The sequence below is a fragment of the Dolichospermum sp. UHCC 0315A genome, assembly GCF_008121535.1.
Taxonomy (GTDB): domain Bacteria; phylum Cyanobacteriota; class Cyanobacteriia; order Cyanobacteriales; family Nostocaceae; genus Dolichospermum; species Dolichospermum lemmermannii.
In genome coordinates this window covers 1,944,822-1,966,023 of the sequence record NZ_CP043056.1, presented here as the reverse complement: position 1 = coordinate 1,966,023, position 21,202 = coordinate 1,944,822, and the positions used below count along the sequence as shown (strand labels likewise).

Annotated in this window: 19 protein-coding genes and 3 pseudogenes; 11 read left to right on the top strand and 11 right to left on the bottom strand. The window is 38.3% G+C overall.

What is annotated here, in order from left to right:
- Nucleotides 1-53 precede the first annotated feature (53 nt).
- The 3 genes from rph to BMF77_RS09410 all read right to left on the bottom strand — a co-directional run bounded on the left by rph (nt 54) and on the right by BMF77_RS09410 (nt 4,419).
- Nucleotides 54-791, bottom strand: coding sequence for a ribonuclease PH (gene rph, locus BMF77_RS09420; RefSeq protein ID WP_148766886.1), 738 nt, complete (start codon nt 789-791; stop codon nt 54-56).
- 137 nt (nt 792-928) lie between these two features.
- Nucleotides 929-3,556 carry a WG repeat-containing protein gene (locus BMF77_RS09415; protein WP_148762376.1) on the bottom strand — a complete coding sequence of 876 codons (2,628 nt, stop codon included), beginning with the start codon at nt 3,554-3,556 and terminating at the stop codon, nt 929-931.
- Nucleotides 3,557-3,819: 263 nt separating this feature from the next.
- Entirely contained in the window at nt 3,820-4,419 is a 600-nt protein-coding gene (locus BMF77_RS09410; RefSeq protein ID WP_148766884.1) for a nucleoside monophosphate kinase, read from the bottom strand.
- 234 nt (nt 4,420-4,653) lie between these two features.
- On the opposite strand from BMF77_RS09410, the gene BMF77_RS09405 reads away from it, so the two are divergent.
- The 5 genes and pseudogenes from BMF77_RS09405 (at nt 4,654) to BMF77_RS09395 (ending at nt 7,606) form a co-directional block, all read left to right on the top strand.
- A complete protein-coding gene (locus tag BMF77_RS09405; RefSeq protein ID WP_148762374.1) occupies nt 4,654-5,190 on the top strand; it encodes a P-loop NTPase family protein in 537 nt (178 codons plus the stop codon).
- Between the two features lie 75 nt (nt 5,191-5,265).
- A pseudogene (dcd, locus tag BMF77_RS28970) lies at nt 5,266-5,646 on the top strand (dCTP deaminase); the annotation flags it as partial.
- Nucleotides 5,623-6,657: pseudogene (locus tag BMF77_RS09400) on the top strand (LAGLIDADG family homing endonuclease); the annotation flags it as partial. The pseudogenes dcd (BMF77_RS28970) and BMF77_RS09400, both read left to right, overlap by 24 nt.
- Before the next feature lie 12 nt (nt 6,658-6,669).
- A pseudogene (gene dcd / locus BMF77_RS27830) lies at nt 6,670-6,918 on the top strand (dCTP deaminase); the annotation flags it as partial.
- A gap of 73 nt (nt 6,919-6,991) precedes the next feature.
- Entirely contained in the window at nt 6,992-7,606 is a 615-nt protein-coding gene (locus BMF77_RS09395; RefSeq protein ID WP_148762370.1) for a hypothetical protein, read from the top strand.
- A gap of 48 nt (nt 7,607-7,654) precedes the next feature.
- Here the strand turns inward: BMF77_RS09395 and dut are convergent, their stop codons facing one another.
- The 3 genes from dut to BMF77_RS09380 all read right to left on the bottom strand — a co-directional run bounded on the left by dut (nt 7,655) and on the right by BMF77_RS09380 (nt 10,674).
- On the bottom strand, nt 7,655-8,098 hold the full coding sequence (gene dut, locus BMF77_RS09390) for a dUTP diphosphatase (protein ID WP_148762368.1): 444 nt from the start codon (nt 8,096-8,098) through the stop codon (nt 7,655-7,657).
- Between the two features lie 40 nt (nt 8,099-8,138).
- Nucleotides 8,139-8,993, bottom strand: coding sequence for a deoxycytidine triphosphate deaminase (locus BMF77_RS09385; RefSeq protein ID WP_148762366.1), 855 nt, complete (start codon nt 8,991-8,993; stop codon nt 8,139-8,141).
- A 166-nt stretch (nt 8,994-9,159) separates the two neighbouring features.
- Nucleotides 9,160-10,674 carry a thymidylate synthase gene (locus BMF77_RS09380; protein ID WP_148762364.1) on the bottom strand — a complete coding sequence of 505 codons (1,515 nt, stop codon included), beginning with the start codon at nt 10,672-10,674 and terminating at the stop codon, nt 9,160-9,162.
- Nucleotides 10,675-10,826: 152 nt separating this feature from the next.
- Here BMF77_RS09380 and purM point away from each other — a divergent pair, with 152 nt between their 5' ends.
- Complete coding sequence (gene purM / locus BMF77_RS09375) at nt 10,827-11,852, top strand: phosphoribosylformylglycinamidine cyclo-ligase (RefSeq protein WP_148762362.1); 1,026 nt, start codon at nt 10,827-10,829, stop codon at nt 11,850-11,852.
- A gap of 241 nt (nt 11,853-12,093) precedes the next feature.
- Complete coding sequence (locus tag BMF77_RS09370) at nt 12,094-12,780, top strand: PHP domain-containing protein (protein ID WP_015083584.1); 687 nt, start codon at nt 12,094-12,096, stop codon at nt 12,778-12,780.
- A 17-nt stretch (nt 12,781-12,797) separates the two neighbouring features.
- Here BMF77_RS09370 and BMF77_RS09365 read toward each other — a convergent pair whose 3' ends face one another.
- Nucleotides 12,798-13,280, bottom strand: a complete 483-nt coding sequence (locus BMF77_RS09365; RefSeq protein ID WP_210422325.1) for a hypothetical protein — start codon at nt 13,278-13,280, stop codon at nt 12,798-12,800.
- Between the two features lie 14 nt (nt 13,281-13,294).
- Between BMF77_RS09365 and BMF77_RS09360 the strand changes: the two genes are divergently transcribed.
- Complete coding sequence (locus BMF77_RS09360; RefSeq protein WP_148762360.1) at nt 13,295-14,566, top strand: dihydroorotase; 1,272 nt, start codon at nt 13,295-13,297, stop codon at nt 14,564-14,566.
- A gap of 130 nt (nt 14,567-14,696) precedes the next feature.
- Complete coding sequence (locus BMF77_RS09355) at nt 14,697-16,133, top strand: FAD-binding domain-containing protein (protein WP_148762358.1); 1,437 nt, start codon at nt 14,697-14,699, stop codon at nt 16,131-16,133.
- Between the two features lie 125 nt (nt 16,134-16,258).
- On the opposite strand, the gene sppA is transcribed toward BMF77_RS09355, so the two are convergent.
- Nucleotides 16,259-18,076 carry a signal peptide peptidase SppA gene (gene sppA, locus BMF77_RS09350; RefSeq protein ID WP_148762356.1) on the bottom strand — a complete coding sequence of 606 codons (1,818 nt, stop codon included), beginning with the start codon at nt 18,074-18,076 and terminating at the stop codon, nt 16,259-16,261.
- Here sppA and BMF77_RS28610 point away from each other — a divergent pair.
- Nucleotides 18,076-18,201: a hypothetical protein gene (locus BMF77_RS28610; protein ID WP_256370343.1), complete on the top strand. Its 126-nt coding sequence runs from the start codon at nt 18,076-18,078 to the stop codon at nt 18,199-18,201. The two genes, sppA and BMF77_RS28610, sit on opposite strands and share 1 nt — an antisense overlap.
- Here BMF77_RS28610 and fni read toward each other — a convergent pair.
- From fni to BMF77_RS09335, 3 genes are read right to left on the bottom strand one after another with little or no spacing between them, the layout of a single operon-like run.
- Complete coding sequence (gene fni / locus BMF77_RS09345) at nt 18,184-19,239, bottom strand: type 2 isopentenyl-diphosphate Delta-isomerase (protein ID WP_148762354.1); 1,056 nt, start codon at nt 19,237-19,239, stop codon at nt 18,184-18,186. The two genes, BMF77_RS28610 and fni, sit on opposite strands and share 18 nt — an antisense overlap.
- A gap of 27 nt (nt 19,240-19,266) precedes the next feature.
- Entirely contained in the window at nt 19,267-19,779 is a 513-nt protein-coding gene (gene purE / locus BMF77_RS09340; protein WP_148766882.1) for a 5-(carboxyamino)imidazole ribonucleotide mutase, read from the bottom strand.
- Complete coding sequence (locus BMF77_RS09335) at nt 19,748-19,948, bottom strand: hypothetical protein (protein WP_148762352.1); 201 nt, start codon at nt 19,946-19,948, stop codon at nt 19,748-19,750. Before BMF77_RS09335 ends, purE begins: the two co-directional genes overlap by 32 nt.
- Here BMF77_RS09335 and nagA point away from each other — a divergent pair.
- Complete coding sequence (nagA, locus tag BMF77_RS09330) at nt 19,939-21,090, top strand: N-acetylglucosamine-6-phosphate deacetylase (RefSeq protein ID WP_148762350.1); 1,152 nt, start codon at nt 19,939-19,941, stop codon at nt 21,088-21,090. The genes BMF77_RS09335 and nagA overlap by 10 nt on opposite strands.
- The last annotated feature ends 112 nt before the right edge of the window (nt 21,091-21,202 follow it).

The window sequence follows — 21,202 nt, the reverse complement described above, 5'->3', positions numbered from 1 at the left end:
AGTTTACGGCCACTAATTGAATTTTGGTACTTGGAAAGTATGACAACTTAACCTTAGATAAACAAAGTATTCCAGTCACTAATTGCATTTCTTTGAGCAGTTAATAATTGCTGGATACCTTGTTCAGAAAAATCTAGCATTTGATTTAATTGTTCACGGTTAAAACTACCTGCTTCGGCTGTTCCCTGAACTTCAATAATTCCCATTTTATGATTCATGACTACGTTAAAATCCACATCTGCGGCTACATCTTCAACATAGTTAAGATCCAAAAATGGTTCACCCTCCAACAAGCCTACAGAAACTGCTGCTATTTGTCCACATAAAGGCGATCGCTCTAAAACTCCCTGCTGCAATAATTGAGAAATAGCATGAGCCAAAGCCACAAACCCCCCTGTAATTGCCATTGTCCTCGTTCCTGCGTCCGCTTGTAAGACATCTGCATCCACAGTTAGCGTCCGTTCTCCTAAAGCCTCAAAATCCAAGGCAGCCCTTAAACTCCGCCCAATTAAACGCTGAATTTCCTGTGTTCTGCCCGACAATTTCATTAATTCCCGTTCCTGGCGTTTCTGGGTAGCAGAAGGCAACATTCTATATTCAGCCGTCAACCAACCCTTACCACTACCAGTTAAAAATCTCGGTACTCCTTCCGCGACGCTAACAGTACACAGAACTTGAGTATCACCACATTTAGCTAAAACAGAACCAGGTGCAAAGCGGGTGAAATTAGGATAAAAACTATGGGGACGGAGTTCACAGGGGGTTCTCCCGTCAGGACGTTGCCAAGTCATCGAAGTTGCCTCAAAATTTTTGCTTACTGCCTTATACATTAACTCAGGGTGACTGAGGAATGAGTATTTGTAAAAGTCAGATCCCCGACTTCTTCAAGAAGTTGGGGATCTTGTTGTTCACATCTTATTTAAGATTGCTATAGCTTATTTTGGCGTTCTAACGCTTCCAAAGTTGATTCTTTTATCGGAAAATTCAATTTAAATTTATTTTTAGAATCGATCTCAAGATATTTTTCCCAAGCTAATAATGCTTCTTCATCCCGCTCACAGGTTTCTAGTTTTCCAGCTTTTACAGCCCATCCCCAAGCATCATTGGGATAAGATTCGGTGTATGTTTCCATAGCTTTTAATTGTTCTTTATCCGATGAAAACCACATTAGTTGTAAAATTTGTTCTTGTTGTAGGCATTTTTGCAGGAAAAGATTATGAGGATTGAGTTCAATTGCTGTTTCTAAAGCAGAGATTACTTCTACATAGTTCCCAATTGTTTGCAATTTGTTCAGCATCAATGCTTTCCCTTCCCATGACAAAGCATTTTTCGGATCTAGCTTGATGGCTCTTTCGTACATCTTTAGTGCAGTTTTAGGCCAGCGGTTTTCTAATACTCGACCTGCTATTTGAAAGATTGATGCTGGCTTGTAGATTAGATAAACAACAGCAGCAACCAGCAGACATAATGCCATGTACCAACGGTCTAATAAATACAAACCATTCATACTAAAGGCATCAGAAATTCCCAAAGCCAACATGAGAACAACAGGTAAAATAATGACTAAACTACTTATTGAGATAAACGGTAAAACAAAGCAGATAAATAATAGTCCTATCAGAGATGCAATGCCACTGCGATCTTGTAACCTGGATGGTAACCAAACAGAAATAATTCGATAACCATCTAATGGCGGAATTGGCAACAAATTAAACAGCGCAGTCACAAACTGCAAATTAATGAAAGCAGCAATAAAGGTTAAAAACCAGTAAGGAAAGTTCCAGGCAAGGCCAATATGAAATATGGGAACTAATATTAATCCAAATAGTAGACTAGCAATTGGACCGGCTGCGGCTGTAGCACTTGCCCACAAACGATTCCGAATCTGATCAAATTCAATATATACTGCTGCACCAGGTAAAGGTATTCCACCGATTAGCAAGAAGAATGCAGGTAGGATGATAGTAGCTAAAGGATGGATATATAAGCGAGGATTAAAGCTTAAATAGCCTTTGTCTTTGACCGAATGATCGCCACCCCAATAGGCTACAATCGCGTGTGCAAATTCATGACAGCTAATAGCAACAATCCACAACAAACACGCCATTATTGAAATCAGGAGTATTATTCTAGCTGGATAGAACTGTCTGAGTGAATCTCCATTGATGTATCGTGGAATTATTTTACCCTCACGAGTGATGTAAAGATATTCATCCTTATTTCTTTCAGCCTTAGCAATTCCGTAGGGATCAAATCGTTCACAACTTAGAAATTGAGGTTCGATAGCGAATTTACCAGTTTTGTCAATATATCCACACTTGTCGTCTTTGCTAACAACTGCAAGCCCACTGGAAAAGCGATATGGCATTACATCCCTTGGCATAACTCTATCGGGATACTCTTTAAATTTTGTTCTCAAGAAGTCATCGAGATTTGGGTCAAACTCTGGTTTAATTACAACTTTGCCAGTTTTGTCAATAAAACCAATCTTGCCATTAAAAACTATCAAACCACGTTCTTCAAAGAAGCTATCGGCAAAATCGAATTGTGGGCTAATAATAAACTTGCCTGTTTTGTTAATGTAACCCCATTTTTTGTCTACTCGGACGGCTGCTAATCCTTGTGAAAAACTTTGACAACCATCAAATTGTGGTTTGATGACAACTTTTCCTTGTTTATCCTGAAAACCACATTTTGATCCTATTGAATATACAGATGAATCTTCAGATATTGCTACCACAGGATAAACATCACGTTTTTCTTGCCAAGCCCGCCACGGTATTTCAATAATAGCCATTTCTTCCTGAAATTCTTTAGCTAACTGAGGCTGATTGTACGAGCTGCCTACTAGATGACCCGATTTATCCCAATAATAGATTATGGGTATGGGATCACCGATGTTATCTATCAAACTCAAACCTATGCCTTGAAAAAACTGAATTGGGTACTTGTTTACAGGCTGGATAATCCATTTGCCTTCTGGGTTGATCACACCCCATAAATCCCCAACTTTAACAGTTGCTACACCACCAGAAAATTTCTGAACTTCATCAAATTGATATGGAATTACTAATTTTCCATTTTGATTGATAAATCCCCATTTTCCCTTGAGTTTGATAGCTGCCAAACCTTCGGAAAAAGAAGTTGATAATGTATCGTGTTCGTCACGATACTGAGCCATGAGTTTTTTATCTGTTAAGTCTTTTAAAAATTTATCGACCAAATAAGTTGAGATAGGTTCATCACGCTTCCTAGAATTTGATTCATTAACAATTTTGTTCGGCAAGATAATACTCACCTGTCCTTTAAAGTTTACAAAACCCAATTTGTCTTTGACTTTAACAGGTGCAAATCCTTCAGAAAACTTTTCTGCCCTATCAAATTGAGGATAAATAACCAACTCTCCGGTTTGGTTCATATATCCATATCCGTTACCGGAAAAACTGATGGGATATAGGTTTTCAGTTTTTGATATGTGGATGATGGGAAAAGCGATCGCACCTACCAATGCCAGCAATAATATAATCAACAACCAAAACTTTTTCTGAAATCTCATTAGTATATATTCTCCTCAGCATTGTATAGATGTAACAACCAACTTTATCTACTATCTAGTAATATACAATACATTATGTTAGGATGGGTCATTGTAGAAATGTTCAAAGTATTCAGATCCTCGACTTCTTGAAGAAGTCGGGTATCTCATAGCCCATCATAATTAATGGGATGACGTTGCCAAGCCATTGAAATTGCCTCAGAATTTTGACTTACTGCCTTATACCTTAACGGTGATCAGGGAAAAATTGAAAATTATACTTATTATCTATTCCCTAATAAAGTTAAAATATTTTGCTGTACTTGTTCTGGAGACTGATCACCATTAATAGTTAATAACCGCCGCCGCCGATCATAGTATTCTAAAATTGGAATAGTGCGATAGCGAAGCGCTCCGTAGGAATCATAAAATAACTCTATCCGACGTTGGACAATTTCCGGTTGATCGTCAGGGAGTGAACGCCCTAACGAACGATTAACCATGACTACTGCGGAAACTTGTAGATAAATTGCCCAATCGAGATTTTGCCCTAAATCTTCTAACAAAAAATCTAATTCTTCACATTGAAAAGCAGTTCTTGGATAACCTTCTAAAATCCAACCATTATTTAGGGCTTGCTTGAGACGGACTTTAATAAATTCAATCATCATTTCATCTGGAACTAACTCTCCATCTTCCAAATAAGGTTTAGCTTCCATAACTAAACCATTTAATTCACCATAGGCACTATTTTGACTATTTCCAGATATGGCTGCTCGTAAAGTTTCACCGGTAGAAACCAAGGGAACATCAAAAAACTTACCAAGCCTTTGGGCTTGAGTGCTTTTTCCTGCCCCTGAACCCCCTAAAATTACTAATCTCACCACAACTTAACCCTCATATATAAAATTCACTATTTTTGCAGGATATTTTGTTATAGCAATCTTAAATCATTTGTAGAAAAAATATCTCTAAATCAGTGAAAAAGTTAAAACTAAATATCAAGGCGGTTTTACTTATGAATACTGCTGTATGATAACTATATGTTTTGCTATCAGCGAAGATTTGCATTTAATTGTAAGTCATTAAATTTATAGTGAGTTTTTAAACTTTGCCTTATGGTTGCCCAACTAGAAACCCCAGGTCTAAATTCGACTCTCAGCTTACCATATTCCGTAGAAGGACTATTGCAAGTTTTTACTAGTTCCCAGCGGAGCTTTTTTACGAGCGTCATGGCACAAGCGCTGAGAATTGCTGGACAAGGTACACCAGTATTAATAGTCCAATTCCTCAAAGGTGGGATTCGTCAAGGACATGAACGACCTACCCAAATGGGACAACATTTAGATTGGATTCGCTGTGATTTGCCCCGTTGTATTGATAATTCCGATTTGGACGCAGCGGAAAATCAGGCTCTACAACAACTTTGGCAACATACCCAAAAGGTAGTTAATGAAGGTAAGTATTCTTTACTGGTATTAGATGAGTTGAGTTTAGCGATTAATTTCGGTTTAATTCCGGAAACTGAGGTTTTAGAGTTTCTTTCTCACCGTCCTCCTCATGTTGATATTATTCTCACAGGTTCTCAGATGCCAACGTCTCTTTTAGATGTGGCAGATCAAATTACAGAAATTCGTCGCTCTCATCAACCTTAAGTATTAAGATATCCTAGTAACTTGGTTTAAATTATTTGTGAACTTGTGATTAAAAACGACATCTGGATTACCGAAATGGCTCAAAAAGGCATGATTTCGCCTTTTGAGTCGAGTTTAATTCGTAAATTGCAACCTGATTCATCTGTAGCTTGTAAACCTGTGATTAGCTACGGTTTATCTTCTTATGGCTATGATATCCGGCTTTCTGGCGCTGAATTTCGGATTTTTCGCCACATTCCCGGTACTGTTATTGATCCTAAAAACTTTAATCCCCAAAATCTAGAGTCTACTCAATTACATACGGATGAAAGTGGTAGCTATTTCATCTTACCTGCTCATTCCTATGGTTTGGGTGTGGCTTTGGAAAAACTGCAAGTTCCCGAAAATATTACAGTAATTTGTATTGGTAAATGTTTGACAGGAGATGCAAAAATTGTTGATGCAGCTACAGGAGCATATTTACCAATTAAGGAATTTGCAGGTGGACAAACAGCAAGTTATAGCGAAGAAAAAGGGATTATTAAAACTGCTGCTACGGCTGTTATACCACAAGGAGTAAAGCCGATCTATCAAGTAACAACTAAAAAAGGTGCGGTTATTCAAGCTACTTCAAATCATCCTTTTTTGACAGAGACAGGATGGAAACCTTTAGAAGAATTAACTTCGGGAGTTAAAATCGCTACTCCTAAATCTATACCAATATTTGGCAATGGAGATTTAACTATTAATGAAGCAACATTACTAGGTTTAATGATTTCTGAAGGTCAATGTCATACTCCTGGTAATAGTCCAACCTTTACATCTGAGGATGAAGTGCTAGTCAATACTTTAAAAAGCTGTGTTAAAACAGTTCTTGACCAAGAAGTGACTTACAAAGGTAAAGATTTTGGTTATCGTTTAGTTAATCAAGTTGGTAGAGGTGGTGTAGTAACTCATAATAGAGCTAATCTATGGTTACAATCTTATGGTTTGAATGTAGGAGCATTGGGAAAATTTGTTCCTCAACAAGTATTTACAGCACCAAAAGTAGTAGTAGCAGCTTTTCTCCGTGCTTTATTTTCTGGTGATGGTAGTGTTTATTTAGTGGGAGAATCTACAAGAGCAAAACCAACTTTAGCTGTTGAATATTGCTCTATTAGTGAACATCTGATTCGTGACGTTCATCATTTACTATTAAGGTTTGGTATTCCCAGCCAAATTAGAGTTAAAAAGCCAGCAAATGGTCGTAATGCTTATGTTTTGGCTTTTCAATCATCCGAAGCGGTTTTGAAATTCTTTAATGAAATAGGCTTTTTACCTGATTCAATTAAACAAAGAAGATTTGAAGAAAAAATGTATTCTATTCTCTTAGCAACGAAGTCTAGACCACAAGTTCATGATCATATACTTTGGGACGAAATTAAATCTATAGAATGTGCAGGAATGGAAGAAGTTTATGATATTTCTGTCCCTGGCTTAGAAAATTTTGTTGCTAATGACATAATTGTGCATAATTCTACTTATGCTCGTTGTGGTATTATTGCCAACCTTACACCTGCGGAAGCGGCTTGGCGTGGTCATTTAACGTTAGAATTTTCTAATTCTTCCAGTGCTGATTGTCGTATTTATGCTAACGAGGGTGTGGTGCAATTGCTGTTTTTAGAAGGTGAACCATGTGCGGTTAGTTATGAAACTCGACGGGGTAAATATCAAGATCAGTTAGAGATAGTTACAATAGCTAGAGTTTAAATTTGAAACACAAATCATTTTCCTGTTCCCAGCCCAAGATAGATATAATGGTGATTTAAACGGAGATGATATTATGAGTCGCTCCCGAATTATTCAGCCTGGTCAAAGTTATACATTTAGTAAATACTTTGAGTTACCATTTTCTCCAGAAGATATTTTGGCGGAACTTGGTTGTGTTTATCAACGTGAACGGCTAAAATTACCAACGACAGAATCAACACCTCGCTATATTAAAGAATTGCACCGAGTAATTGAACGTAATCTCCAACGGGTCAAATTACTCAGTGAAGATGCTCGTAAACAAGCAATTATAGCACCGATTCTTTTAGAAGTTTGTGAAATTACAGAAACTCAATTGAATATTGAATATCCTATTAGCGTCAGCGACCAATTAAAAGGTAGTTTAGATTATTACATTAATAAAAGTGAGAGTTTATTAGTCATTGAAGCTAAACAAGCAGATTTGAGTAGAGGATTTACACAATTAGCTGTTGAATTGATTGCTCTTGACCAATGGATAAACTCAGAAAAACCTATGCTTTATGGAGCAGTAACTACTGGTGAAGATTGGCGATTTGCTATCTATAAACGTCAGGAAAAAGAAATAATTGAAGATATAAAATTATATCGAGTTCCTGAAGAATTAACTGAATTAGTGAAAATCCTAGTTGCTATAGTTAGCAATTAGTAAAAGTATATTCTCTTGTGCTACCTACAGTGATATTTTTCGCACGACTTACTTATTTGCAGTAATTCCTGTTGAACCAAAACCACCAGTTCCTCTAGATGTATCACTTAAGTTATCAACTTCTTCAATTTCAACACGAATTACTGGTGCAATAACCATCTGAGCAATTTTCATTCCTTTTGATATTTTAAAAGGTTTTTTTCCATGATTTATTAAAATTACACCTATTTCTCCTCTATAACCTTCATCTATCGTACCTGGAGTATTCAAAACTGTAATTTGGTGCTTAAGAGCTAAACCACTTCTAGGACGAATTTGAGCTTCGGTTCCTGGGGGTAGTTCTATTGATATACCTGTGTGAATTAATTTGCTTTCTCCAGCAGGAAGTTCTAGTTCTTCTATAGATATTAAGTCTAGTCCTGCATCATGTGGATGTTCATATTTGGGGATAATAGCTAAATCAGCCAGTTTTAATACTTTTAGATTTTTCATTTATACTACCTTTTATGTATTTATTACCTTGATAAACTTCTCATATTCTTCGTTCTAGATCAACAGTTAACAGGGCTACAAATGATGCAGAGAGTATAGTGATAACTGTGTTTATACTAGACGTAGTTGCTTGATACCAACTTTGTTGTTCTAGCTTTTTTTGATTGCTTTGAAGATGCCAAGATGATACTACCAAAATAATCAATAACCCAACAAAAGTAACATATAGCTGTTTTGAAAAGATTTTTTTATTTTTGTTTTCACTGTCTGTTTTAGTTTGAGTAGCTTTTATTTCACGTTCACCTTTGATAATCTTATAATCTTCACATTCCTCTAGTTTGGAAAAGAGCAATTCTCGATCACTCATGTACGGTTTGTCAAGAGCATTCTTCTCATCTGTGCTAAGTATTATACCTAATTCACCCAGTATTTCTGTTCTACCATGTTTGTTGCCATGTTGATCTTTACTTGACTCTGAAGAAAGATATTGAAAAACTAGAGTTACAAAGGGGGTTTGTTCTGGAATTAATTCAATTTTAACAGCGCTATGATTATGTACTGCAATCAGAGAAGGTCCAATGTAATTAGGATCAAGAGTAGTACCAATATGACCAGTACCATGTGATACTTGAGTAACCCTAGAATGGTAAGTTCCCGTTATTTTTTTTGATACCCAAATACTTTCATTAGTTTCTATTAAAGCAGTGTCTCCTGGATCAATAATAATTTTTTTCTCTTGACTGTTATAAATTCTTTGTCTAGTTTTAAGACTCCAAGCAAATTCACTAGCTGTTAAGTTGTAATTTGCACCTTTAAGATTACCCTTATTATAAGGATATATATAAATATTAATACCTAATTCTCGCTTGATATCCTGATCACTTAATGTACTCATAATGTACTGATTGGTATGTAACTCTACTACTCTATCATGGAAATAATCCTACTAGTAAACAGTGGCGTAAATATATCCACCTTTTATAAGGATTTCAAATCACAGATTTTTTACTAACTTTAATAGTGGGTTTACTTACGCCGTATCTTACTAGTATAAATATTGACTATAGCTTTAGTTTAACTAAATTTTTATCCTGTTCATAAATAAACTGTTCTTTCATTAACAAAACCATTTCGGCTTTTTGCAATTCTACACCTAAGTACATTGCATGAGAAACTTGTAAACCAGGACAATCTGTGAATATTTGCTGGGAAAGTTTATCTGCAGATTTACCGGAATAACAATTAACTACCTCTCCAGAACCAGGAGTTGTATGTTCGACAATAATTTGATTATCCTGGATAGTAATAATAAAACTACCAGCAGGATCAAAATAGTCTTTTTGCTGAGATATTTTAGAATATTGAGACGAAATGACATTGGCGACATTTTCAAAACAATCATCATAAATATGTGCGCTTTGACTCATGGTAATTAATGCCCCCATTTTTAATTTATGAGCAGTTTTTTTAACTAAAGAATTGTAAATATATTTTTGTAAAGCCCTTAATCCCATCGCATTGGCTGGCCAAGCTGAAAACATATCATTACTTCTGAATGTCGCTGTTAAAGAGAGTTCATTATCAACTATTCTCACCCAAATATGATTAAGACAAGGTGGATTGTCATTGTCATCTTGACTAGCATCCCATAAGGACATCACAGCCCTTGCGGAATCAATATCATTGGCTAGTTTGTCAATTACCTGTTCAATTTGATCTCGTCCAAACCAAGAACGTAACCGTTGTCCATAGGTGTATTTTACTCCTTCTCGATTAGGTGCATCATCTAAAATTTGCGAAATATATTCTTCTAAGAAACTTCTATCAATTGGTAAATAATTGGGTTCAGGAAAATAGAAATCTTCCGGTTCTTCGGTGACAACTGCCATTAAATCTATCAATTCTTGCCATTTACCATCATAACCAGTTGGTCTAATTGTGCCAGTGGTTTTAATTCTGTGAATGATTTTTACCCAAGTTTCCGCGATGGTTTTGCCTTCAATTCTGTGTCCATAGCGTGTTCCTGGTAAAACGGTTGGTTCAATTGTAGTCATGGGAAATTCTACAGGCATTCCCCAAGGTGCTACTATTTCCTTTTGGGCGTAATATTGAATTTTTTCGACAGCATCAGAAATTGATGTAGCGTCTTGAATTTCTACAGAACGCCGTAATTTTTCCAAAGCATTGATATCAATATCAATATCAATATAACCAGGAATTTGAGAACGAATTACCCAAGATTTTCGCCCCGCATCACTAATATTTTCTTCCACACCATGACGGAAAAAATCGCCTAAACATTGACAAGCACCGGCGTTTTTATCTTCTTTGGTAGCGTTGAGAATAACTAAATAGTGAACGTGGGGATTTAGTAACAAATTGCGAATTAGTAAGTTGATACCCCTGGTAGGTGAGTATAACTGCCCAATTACAGCATATTCGTTTGATTGTAGATGTTTAGCTACAGCTTGCTTCACCATCCACCCTGTAATCACTGCGGTTTGACCGCTACCATAAATCAACTGGTTTGGTTTGTGCTGGGCTGTGTAATAAAATTGGGTTAGTTGGCTACTCACTTGATTTACCAAATTTTTAGATAGCAATCTTTGATTATTTAGGATACAATGATTGATCGGGATTAATCACAAATTATCAAAAAAAGTCTTGAGTACATAATTTGTGTGATAATAATAACCTGAATTATGAATTGATAACGGTGTAATTAGGCATGGATTATCGGGATGCAGGCGTTGACGTTGAAGCGGGTAGAGCTTTTGTAGATCAAATTCGCAATTTGGTTCACAGCACCTTTAGAAAAGAGGTTTTGGGGGGACTGGGTGGCTTTGGTGGTTGCTTTCAACTCCCCACAGGTTACAAAGAACCGGTTTTGGTTTCGGGGACAGATGGTGTGGGGACAAAGCTGAAAATAGCTCAAATTCTCAATCGTCATGATACTGTGGGCATAGATTTGGTGGGGATGTGCGTTAATGATGTGTTGACATCGGGTGCAGAACCGCTGTTTTTTCTAGATTATGTGGCTACAGGTAAGTTAGATAAGGAACAATTAACTCAGGTGGTAGCAGGAATCGCTACCGGTTGTAAATTAGCTGGTTCGGCTTTATTGGGGGGAGAAACGGCGGAAATGCCCGGTTTTTACCAAGTTGGTGAATACGATTTGGCGGGTTTTTGCGTGGGAATTGTGGAAAAGAGCCGAATGCTAGATGGTTCTCAGGTGCAGGTGGGTGACGTAGCTATCGGTTTAGCTAGTTCAGGTATCCATAGTAATGGGTTGAGTTTAGTCAGAAAAATTGTCAGTGATGGTGGTTTTGCTTGGACTGATACCCCAGATTTATTAAATGGTGCATCTATTGGGGAAACTTGTCTCACGCCTACACGCATTTATGTAAAATCTGTTTTAGCTGCGTTGCAATCAGATTTAGAAATTCATGGCATGGCTCACATTACTGGTGGCGGTTTACCAGAAAATTTACCAAGATGTTTAAGTAAGGGTCAAGGGATTAAAATGATCCCTGATAGTTGGACTATTCCTCCTGTCTTTCATTGGTTAGCTGCGGCTGGTTCTGTGGGTGCTGAGGCTATGTATAATACATTTAATATGGGTATTGGCTTTGTGTTATTAGTTCCACCCCAGCAAGCAGAACAGGTAATGACTCATTTTCAATCTCAGGATATCTCCGCTAATATAATTGGTGAAGTTGTCACTGGAGCAGGTGAATTAGTCGGTTTGTTGTAACAATGGTGGTATACAGATAGAACCTATACGCAAAATTCATATTTTCTTGATGGAAGTAATTAAAAATACTCATCGCCATCAGCGTTAATATTTGCTAACGTAGTCTTAACATATTGCAAAAATCAATTGGTGCAGTTGAGGAAGTATCTGTATTTACTGGTTAGTGGTATTGGTTATATCTCATTTATAAGTGTGGCGTGTTGGTGTTTTGAGAAAAATGTAATTTTCGTGTAGAGGGGTTATGGTTATAAATTTTGCCCGGACTACTGTTTCTAAGGAACTACTAAAGCAAGTATTCCAACGCATTGATGCACAAAGTTGTCCCCAGTTATTTAATTTTCATATGCACACGGTTCACTCGGATGGCAAACTAGAACCGGGTGATTTGATGAGTCAAGCGATCGCAATTGGCTTAAAAGGTCTAGCTATCACTGATCATCACAGTATCAGTGGCTACCAAGCAGCCCTGGCTTGGTTGGAAGATTGGAAGTGGAGTAATTCTGATGCTCATGTTCCATATTTGTGGAGTGGTGCAGAAATTAATGCCAATCTGCTGGATAATGAAGTTCACATTCTGGCTTATGCTTTTGAGTCAGAACATCCCAGTATGAAGCCATACTTACAAAAAATTCCTAGTGTCGGCAAGGCTTATCAAGCAGTTAACGTGATTACAGCTATTCACGAAGCGGGAGGACTAGCGGTACTTGCTCACCCAGCCCGGTATAGGCGATCGCATTTTGACCTCATTCCTGCGGCTGCGGGTGATGGTATTGATGGTGTTGAGACTTTCTACGCTTACAATAACCCTAAACCCTGGAAACCTAGTGTGGTGGAAACTGAGGAAGTTCAACAATTAGCGGAAAAATTCGATTTATTTAGCACCTGTGGTACTGATTCGCACGGCTTGAATTTGCTGCATAGGTTGTAAATCTGTATTTACCTCTTTTAAACTCCTGGTTTACTAACCAGGGGAAGTAGGAGTAGGGGGAGTAGGGGAGTAGGGGAGTAGGGGAGTAGGGGGAGTAGGGGGAGTGAAAAAGAATTTTTCCCATGACCAATGACCAATGACCAATGACCAATGACCAATGACCAATGACCAATGACCAATGACCAATGACCAATGACCAATGACCAATGACCAATGACCAATGACCAATGACCAATGACAACTGACCAATGACCAATGACCAATGACCAATGACCAATGACCAATGACCAATGACAACTGACCAATGACCAATGACCAATGACCAATGACCAATGACCAATGACCAATGACCAATGACCAATGACCAATGACCAATGACCAATGACCAATGACCAATGACAACTGACAACTGACCAATGACCAATGACCAATGACCAATGACCAATGACAACTGACAACTGACCAATGACAACTGACCAATGACCAATGACCAATGACAACTGACAACTGACCAATGACTAAAGAACTATTAAAACAAGTAAGAGTAATTGATCCTGTGCAGAAAACTGACACAGTAACAGATGTATTAATTATTGATGGTTATATTCAAGAGATCGTCCCACAAATTACAGATTTTAGTGCTGATACTTCTATTCGTGATTGTCAAGGCTTAATTCTTGGGGCTGGATTAGTTGATTTATATAGTCATTCAGGCGAACCTGGATTTGAAGAACGAGAAACTTTAAGTTCTTTATTACAAGCTGCCGCTGCTGGTGGTTTTACTAGAATTGGTGTTTTACCAGATACATCACCACCCATTGATAAACCTGCTTTAGTGACACATTTACAGCAACAGCGAGATCGGGAAAAACCTTGTCCTCATTTGCACATCTGGGGGGCAATTACCTTAGATTTAGCAGGTAAACAATTAACAGAGGTAGCAGATTTAGCCGCAGCAGGGGTTGTGGGTTTTACTGATGCTAAACCTTGGGACAATTTGGGGATAGTCAGACGGGTTTTGGAGTATCTGCAACCCTTTGGCAAACCGGTGGCTTTTTGGCCATGCGATCGCCATTTAGCCGCTAATGGTAGGATGCGAGAAGGTGCGGAAGCCTTGCGAATAGGTTTACCCCCGATTCCAGCTAGTGCGGAAACAACGGCTATTGCCGCATTATTAGAATTAGTTGCGGATATTGGTACACCAGTCCACATTATGCGTGTTTCCACTGCTCGCAGTGTCGAATTAATTGCTCAAGCCAAAGCTCAAGGTGTGCCTGTTACCGCTAGTACCACATGGATGCACGTTTTACTAGATACAACAGCTATTAGAAGTTATCACACATCCTTGCATTTAGATCCGCCCTTGGGAAATCATCAAGATATGCTATGCTTGCGGGAAGCGGTAAGAACAGGGGTAATAGATGCGATCGCTATTGATCACGCACCTTATACTTATGAGGAGAAAGTTCAAGCCTTTGCCGAATCACCGCCGGGGGCAATTGGTTTAGAATTAGCATTACCCCTACTTTGGCAAAATCTCGTAGCGACTGGGGAATTTACAGCTTTGGAATTATGGCGCGTTTTGAGTCATCAACCTGCGGCTTGTTTACAACAAGAAGTTAAAGCTATTCAACCTGGTGAAAAAGCCGAGTTAACTTTATTTAATCCTCTGCAAATTTGGCAGGTAAATAAGGCAAATCTTCAGACACTTGCTTATAATACTCCTTGGTTTGGTCAAGAACTTACAGGTCGGGTTGTGCAAGTTTGGTGTAATACTAAATTGTAAGATTTTAAGATTATTTGAACGCAGATGAACGCGGATAAACACAGATAAATATGAATGATGATTATTCTGGGCAGCTTTACATAAAGTTGGTATAATCTTATTTAGTATATCAGAACTATATTAATATTCCATGTCTGATCTAATTTTGTTTTGGCATCGTCGAGATTTACGCATTTCTGATCATACGGGACTAGCTGCGGCTAGAGAAAAAAGTGCGAAGATTGTGGGTGTATTTTGTCTAGATCCCCAAATTCTCGAAGGTGATGATATTGCCCCCGCTAGGGTAAAATATATGATTGGCTGTTTGCAATCTCTTCAGGAAAGATATCAGCAAGCGGGTAGTCAATTATTAATTTTACAAAATGATCCTGTTATTGCAATTCCCAAATTAGCAGCAGCATTAAAAGCTAAAGCTGTATTTTGGAATTGGGATGTTGAACCTTATTCCCAAATAAGAGATTTAGCAGTAAGTGAGGCTTTGAAAGTTGAAGGAATTGAATTTCTTAACTATAATTGGGATCAATTATTGCACTCTCCAACGGAAATTTTTAGCGGTACAAAAACTCCCTATACTGTTTATACTCCTTTCTGGAAAAATTGGATTACTAAATCTAAAGCTAAACCTGTTAAAACTTTAGCAGATCTAGAGAATTTAACAGCTAAAGAAGAAGAAATTGCTCAACAAGAGGGAACAATTAATTTACCTGCTGCTGAAGATTTAGGTTTTATTTGGGATGCAGAATTAATAATTTCTCCCGGAGAATTGGCAGCACAAGAAAAATTAGATAATTTTGCAAAATCTGCTATTAATGGATATCAAGAACAGCGGAATTTTCCCGCAATTCATGGTACATCTCAATTAAGTGCAGCTTTGAAGTTTGGTGTTATTGGTATTAGAACTATTTGGCAAACTACTATAGAAGCCTTAGCAAATAGTAATAGTGAAGAAGTAAATGCCAGTATCCAAACATGGCAAAAAGAATTAGCATGGCGGGAATTTTTTCAACACGCTATGTACCATTTTCCAGCCTTAGCTAACGGTGCATATAGGGATACTTTTAAAACCTTCCCTTGGCAAAATAATGAAACATATTTTCAGGCTTGGTGTGAGGGCAAAACAGGTTATCCTATAGTTGACGCGGCTATGCGGCAATTAAATGAAACAGGCTGGATGCACAATAGATGTAGAATGATTGTTGCCAGTTTCTTGACTAAAGACTTAATTATTAATCCCCAATGGGGAGAAAAATATTTTATGCAGAAACTCATTGATGGTGATTTATCTGCTAATAATGGAGGTTGGCAATGGAGTGCTTCTAGTGGTATGGACCCCCAACCATTACGCATTTTTAATCCAGCTAGTCAAACCCAAAAATTTGATGCAGAAGCAGAGTATATTCGGCAATGGATACCAGAATTGCGTTATGTAGATCCAGAATATTTGGTAACTGGGAAAATTCCCCCGTTAGATTATTATGGAACAAATTATCCGCAACCAATTGTTGATCATAAACAACAGCAAGCTTTATTTAAGCAGTTATATCAGCAACAAAAAGCTGTTAGTTAATTAACAAGTAGTCTCTCAAAGACATTTTAACGGTTAATGGTTCTATTCCTGCTCACCCTGCTTGCCTTCATCCGTCATTTTTGGATTGACAGACTACTAGGAGAAGTTGGAGTAATAATTATTCCCTATTCAATTTTGAAGTTAACGGCTAAACGAGTATAAATCCCTTGAGGATCATTCATTGTTTGTAAAGTTTTTATTTCCTGTTGTAATTTTCCCAATTCATTTATGAGTGGGTTGGAATTTTTAGTTTGGGTTTTTTCTATTCCTAGTTTGGCTTTTGTTTCATCTAATTTTTTACCAAATAAGCGTTCTGGAAATGTACTAACTCTGGGATATTCTTGTATTTCCCAATCAGTTCCTAATTTTGCTTGTTTAGCTGCATATTCAATGGCTACATTTAAACCACCAATTTCATCAACTAGACCGATTTGTTTGGCTGCTGTTCCTGACCAAACTCTTCCTTGGGCGATTTCTGCTACTTTTGCAGTTGGGATTTTCCGTCCTTGGGAAACTTTCTCCAAGAATAGGTTATAAATGCGGTTAACACTGCGTTGATAAACTGCTAATTCTTGAGGTGATTTAGGACGGGAAATGGTTTGTTGATCTGCATATTGAGCCGTTTTAACTGTATCCCAAGTTATGCCATTATTATTGCCCAATTTTTGACCATTAAATAATACGCCAAAAACACCAATAGAACCTGTAATTGTGTTAGCTTGGGCAAAAATGCGGTTGGAATCACTAGCAATCCAATAACCACCGGAAGCAGCCACATCTCCCATGGAAACGATGACGGGTTTAATTTGACGAGTTAATTTGATTTCTCGCTGCATGATTTCGGCTGCGGTAGCACTACCACCAGGGCTATTAATTCTTAAAACTACTGCTTTTATTTGATTATTTTGCCTAATTTTTGAGAATATTTTTGCAAAGTTATCACCGCCAATTTGTCCTTCGTCACCGCTACCGTTGACTATTTCTCCTTCTGCATAAACAATGGCAATTTTATGATCTGAATCTAAGGATTTTCCAGGAACTTCTGCATAATTACTCAAGCTGATTTTTGTGAATGTTTTATCTTTTTCACTGTTACCAGTTAATTTTTTCAAATCAGTAAATACTTTATCTTCGTAAGCAATTGTATCTACTAAACCATTAGATTTAGCTGCTGTGGGTTCTAAAATTGGTTGACTATTAGCGATCGCTTGCAATTTTTGGGGTAGAATGTTTCTACTTGTACCCACAGATTTCCGCCACTCTCCCCACACATCATCTAACAATTTCTGCGTTTGTTCTCGGTTCTCTGGGCTGAGTTTATTGAGGATTAACGGTTCTACTGCACCCTTAAATTTACCCACCCGCACAATCTGCACCCCAACACCGTATTTTTCAAATGCCCCCGCTAAGAACATTGGTTGTGAACTTAAACCGTTGATTTCCATTGCTCCCATAGGATTAACTATAACTTGATTGGCTACAGAACTTAGATAATATTCTTTTTCACTCCAATCTGTACTATAAGCAATTATTTTTTTACCAGTTTTACGGAATTTTTCTAATGCTTGACGGATTTCTTTCAAGGAAGCATAACCAACTGCACTATTAGCATTATTTCCATCTATATAAATACCCACAATATTTTGATCACGTCCGGCTTTATCTAATGTTTCCACAACTTTCCGCAATGTGATGTTATTTTCTTCAACACCGCTAAAAGTTTTTTGCAATAATTGACTGGAATTAGGTTCACTATCGGTGATATTCATAGACAAGTCGAAAACTAAAACTGACTTATCTTTCACTGTTGGGGTTGAACTTTGAGAACTAGCAACCGCAATTAATATTAATAAGAATCCCACTGTACTGACTCCAGAGAAAACTGTCAGTCCTAGTAAACTGCCAATTAAACTTGCTAAGGTTTGTTTAAGAAAATTATTCATTGGTTATTTATAGCGGTTATCAGTTGTTAGTAGGGGCGAAGCATTTGGAAGATAAATTATCGCTCATTGCCAAAAATAGTTCTCCAAATGCTTCGCCCGTACAGTTGTTAGTTGTCAATTATTAACTGTAAATTTTGAGATTGTTTTAATTTATACAGATTGGTGTTAGCAGTGCAAAATAAGACAGTGGTGATTTCGGCAATTAATACCTCTGTCAATTCTACTACAGCCGCTTCCGATACTGCTGCTGCTTTGAGAAAGGGCATTGCTAAACCAGCAATATCAGCCCCTAAAGCGATCGCTTTAGCCACATCTAAACCATTGCGTAAGCCCCCAGATGCAATTAAGGGAACATCGGGATCATGCTCCCGAATACTGGCAATACAATCGGCTGTGGGTATCCCCCAGTCCCCAAATGTTTGCCCCAAACGCCGCTGTAAGACAGTTTCTGCCCGTTCACTTTCCACCATTGCCCAAGACGTACCACCAGCACCAGCCACATCAATAGCTTGCACTCCCACAGCTATCAGTTTTTCTGCCATAGTTGCAGAAATTCCATTACCTACTTCTTTGGCAATTACGGGAACTGGTAAGTTGTTGCACAGGTTAGATATTTTATCAAGTAATCCATGAAAATTAGTATCACCCCTGGGTTGAATGAATTCCTGCAAAGGGTTAATATGTAGAATCAAAGCATCGGCTTCCACCAGATCAATAATTCGCAAACATTCATCAATACCATAATCATAATTAAGCTGTACCGCGCCTAAATTAGCAAAGAGGAGAATATCCGGCGCATATTTACGAACAGCAAAGGTATTTGCAACTTGGGGTTTTTCCACTGCCACTCTTACAGATCCTACACCCATTGCTAATTTGTATTCTTGGGCAACTTCGGCTAGACGACGGTTAATAATTCCCGCTGGTTCTGTACCTCCCGTCATGGAGGAAATTAACAAAGGTGCATGGAGATGTTTTCCCAAAAATGTCGTACTCACATCAATATCCTTACCATCAATTTCTGGTAAACAAGTATGGGTAAAGCGATATTTTTCTAACCCAGTGGTAATTACTGGAGATTGGACATTATCTTCTAAACAGATGCGGATATGATCTGCTTTGCGATTTTGGGTTTGGGCTGAGGTGTTAATAGGAGGGTTCACGGCTTATATATGAAATCATGTTAATATCTATTGTTGCAAATATTTTTCATATCCAAGCTGATCTAGTGTAGCTTGCTTTTCCATGACCATATTACAAAGACTTTGGCGATAAACTTGCACTTTTTCGAGTAATTCTGGTTGGTGAGTAGCAAGAATTTGTACAGCTAAAAGTCCAGCATTTTTAGAATTCCCAATAGCGACGGTGGCAACAGGTATTCCTGCTGGCATTTGCACTATAGAATATAAAGAATCCACACCTTGTAAATTTCGAGTAGCGACGGGAACACCAATAACAGGTAAAGGAGTTAAAGATGCTACCATACCAGGAAGATGTGCCGCACCACCTGCACCAGCAATAATTACCTTGATACCGCGTTGATGTGCAGTTTTAGCATATTCAAACATTCGTTCTGGGGTACGATGGGCAGAGACAATGGCAACTTCAACTACAATACCAAATTCTTCGCAAATAGCGATCGCATCCTTCATTGTAGGCAAATCGGAATCACTACCCATGATAATACCAACTTCGAGACTCATATAATTTAGGGACTGGGGATTGGGGACTGGGAACAACTGACCACTGTACGGGCGAAGCATTTGGAGAACTATTTTTGGCAATGACCGATAATTTATCTTCCAAATGCTTCGCCCCTACTGACCACTGACCACTGACAACGAACAACTGACAAAAATACCATGCTGGCAAATGTAGATATTATCAACGCAAAAGTCCCCGGTTATCAAGATTTACAAAGAATCTTAGTTAACCAAGCAGGCATAATTGAGCAAATTATGTCTATGAATACAGCATGGGAAAAAGTTGTACGACAAGACTTACAAGTTTTAGATGTGGCTGGAGACTGGATTTCTTTAGGTGGTGTGGATTTACAAATTAATGGTGGACTGGGTTTGGCCTTTCCAGAATTAACAGTAGAAAATTCCTCTATGCTGCCAAAAATCTCTTCATTTCTTTGGGAAGCAGGAGTTGACGGTTATTTACCAACCTTAGTGACCACCTCTATCGAAAATATTCAGCGATCGCTTGCCATTCTCGCCAATTATACCCCCAATTCTCCAACCTCCGCAGAAATTCTCGGAGTCCACCTCGAAGGACCATTTTTAAACTACTACAAACGCGGTGCACATCCAGCCGAGTATCTTCTTCCCCTCACCATAGACCAAATTAAACGTGTATTGGGAGATTATGCCCATATCGTCAAACTCATCACCCTCGCACCAGAATTAGACACCACCGGGAAAGTCATCCCATATTTGCGTTCTTTGGGAATCACCGTTAGCTTAGGACATTCTCAAGCCACCGCAGCGGAAGCCCAACAAGCCTTTACTCAAGGTGCTACAATGATAACTCATGCCTTCAACGCCATGCCACCCCTACACCACCGCGAACCAGGGCTATTAGGCGCAGCAATGAACAATCCTGATGTGTTCTGTGCTTTTATTGCCGATGGTCAGCACGTTGCCCCGATGATCTTAAAAATTCTTCTGCGTGCCAGTGAAAGATTATTCATTGTCAGTGATGCCCTTGCACCATTAGGATTACCTGACGGCATCTATCCTTGGGATACCCGACAAATAGAAATTATCAACGGTACAGCCAGATTACAAGATGGGACATTAACGGGAACAACCCTACCATTATTAGTGGGAGTGCAAAATCTGGTCAAATGGGGAATTTGTGACGTAGAAACCGCCATTAGCCTCGCTACGGACGCACCTAGACAAGCTATTAATTTACCAACATTCGCCGCTAATCAGTCCGCTCATTTATTACGCTGGAACTGGGATCAAATTGGCAAAGAACTCTCTTGGAAACGGTTAACTGCCTGATATTCGGGCGTGAACATACCAGAATTTATAGGATTTGAGGATTTTCAGGACGCAACAATTATAAGGAGAATGCCGAAAACCCTTGAAGGTGCGTCCGACTCAGTGTCAAAGA

Coding starts and splice junctions, on each gene's coding strand:
- BMF77_RS09385 (WP_148762366.1), bottom strand. CDS start 8,993: ATGAGTACATTAAGTGATCAGGATATCAAGCGAGAATTAGGTATTAAT.
- rph (WP_148766886.1), bottom strand. CDS start 791: ATGACTTGGCAACGTCCTGACGGGAGAACCCCCTGTGAACTCCGTCCC.
- purE (WP_148766882.1), bottom strand. CDS start 19,779: ATGAGTCTCGAAGTTGGTATTATCATGGGTAGTGATTCCGATTTGCCT.
- BMF77_RS09355 (WP_148762358.1), top strand. CDS start 14,697: ATGTCTGATCTAATTTTGTTTTGGCATCGTCGAGATTTACGCATTTCT.
- BMF77_RS09360 (WP_148762360.1), top strand. CDS start 13,295: ATGACTAAAGAACTATTAAAACAAGTAAGAGTAATTGATCCTGTGCAG.
- BMF77_RS09415 (WP_148762376.1), bottom strand. CDS start 3,556: ATGAGATTTCAGAAAAAGTTTTGGTTGTTGATTATATTATTGCTGGCA.
- BMF77_RS09370 (WP_015083584.1), top strand. CDS start 12,094: ATGGTTATAAATTTTGCCCGGACTACTGTTTCTAAGGAACTACTAAAG.
- dut (WP_148762368.1), bottom strand. CDS start 8,098: ATGAAAAATCTAAAAGTATTAAAACTGGCTGATTTAGCTATTATCCCC.
- purM (WP_148762362.1), top strand. CDS start 10,827: ATGGATTATCGGGATGCAGGCGTTGACGTTGAAGCGGGTAGAGCTTTT.
- sppA (WP_148762356.1), bottom strand. CDS start 18,076: ATGAATAATTTTCTTAAACAAACCTTAGCAAGTTTAATTGGCAGTTTA.
- nagA (WP_148762350.1), top strand. CDS start 19,939: ATGCTGGCAAATGTAGATATTATCAACGCAAAAGTCCCCGGTTATCAA.
- BMF77_RS09405 (WP_148762374.1), top strand. CDS start 4,654: ATGGTTGCCCAACTAGAAACCCCAGGTCTAAATTCGACTCTCAGCTTA.
- BMF77_RS09395 (WP_148762370.1), top strand. CDS start 6,992: ATGAGTCGCTCCCGAATTATTCAGCCTGGTCAAAGTTATACATTTAGT.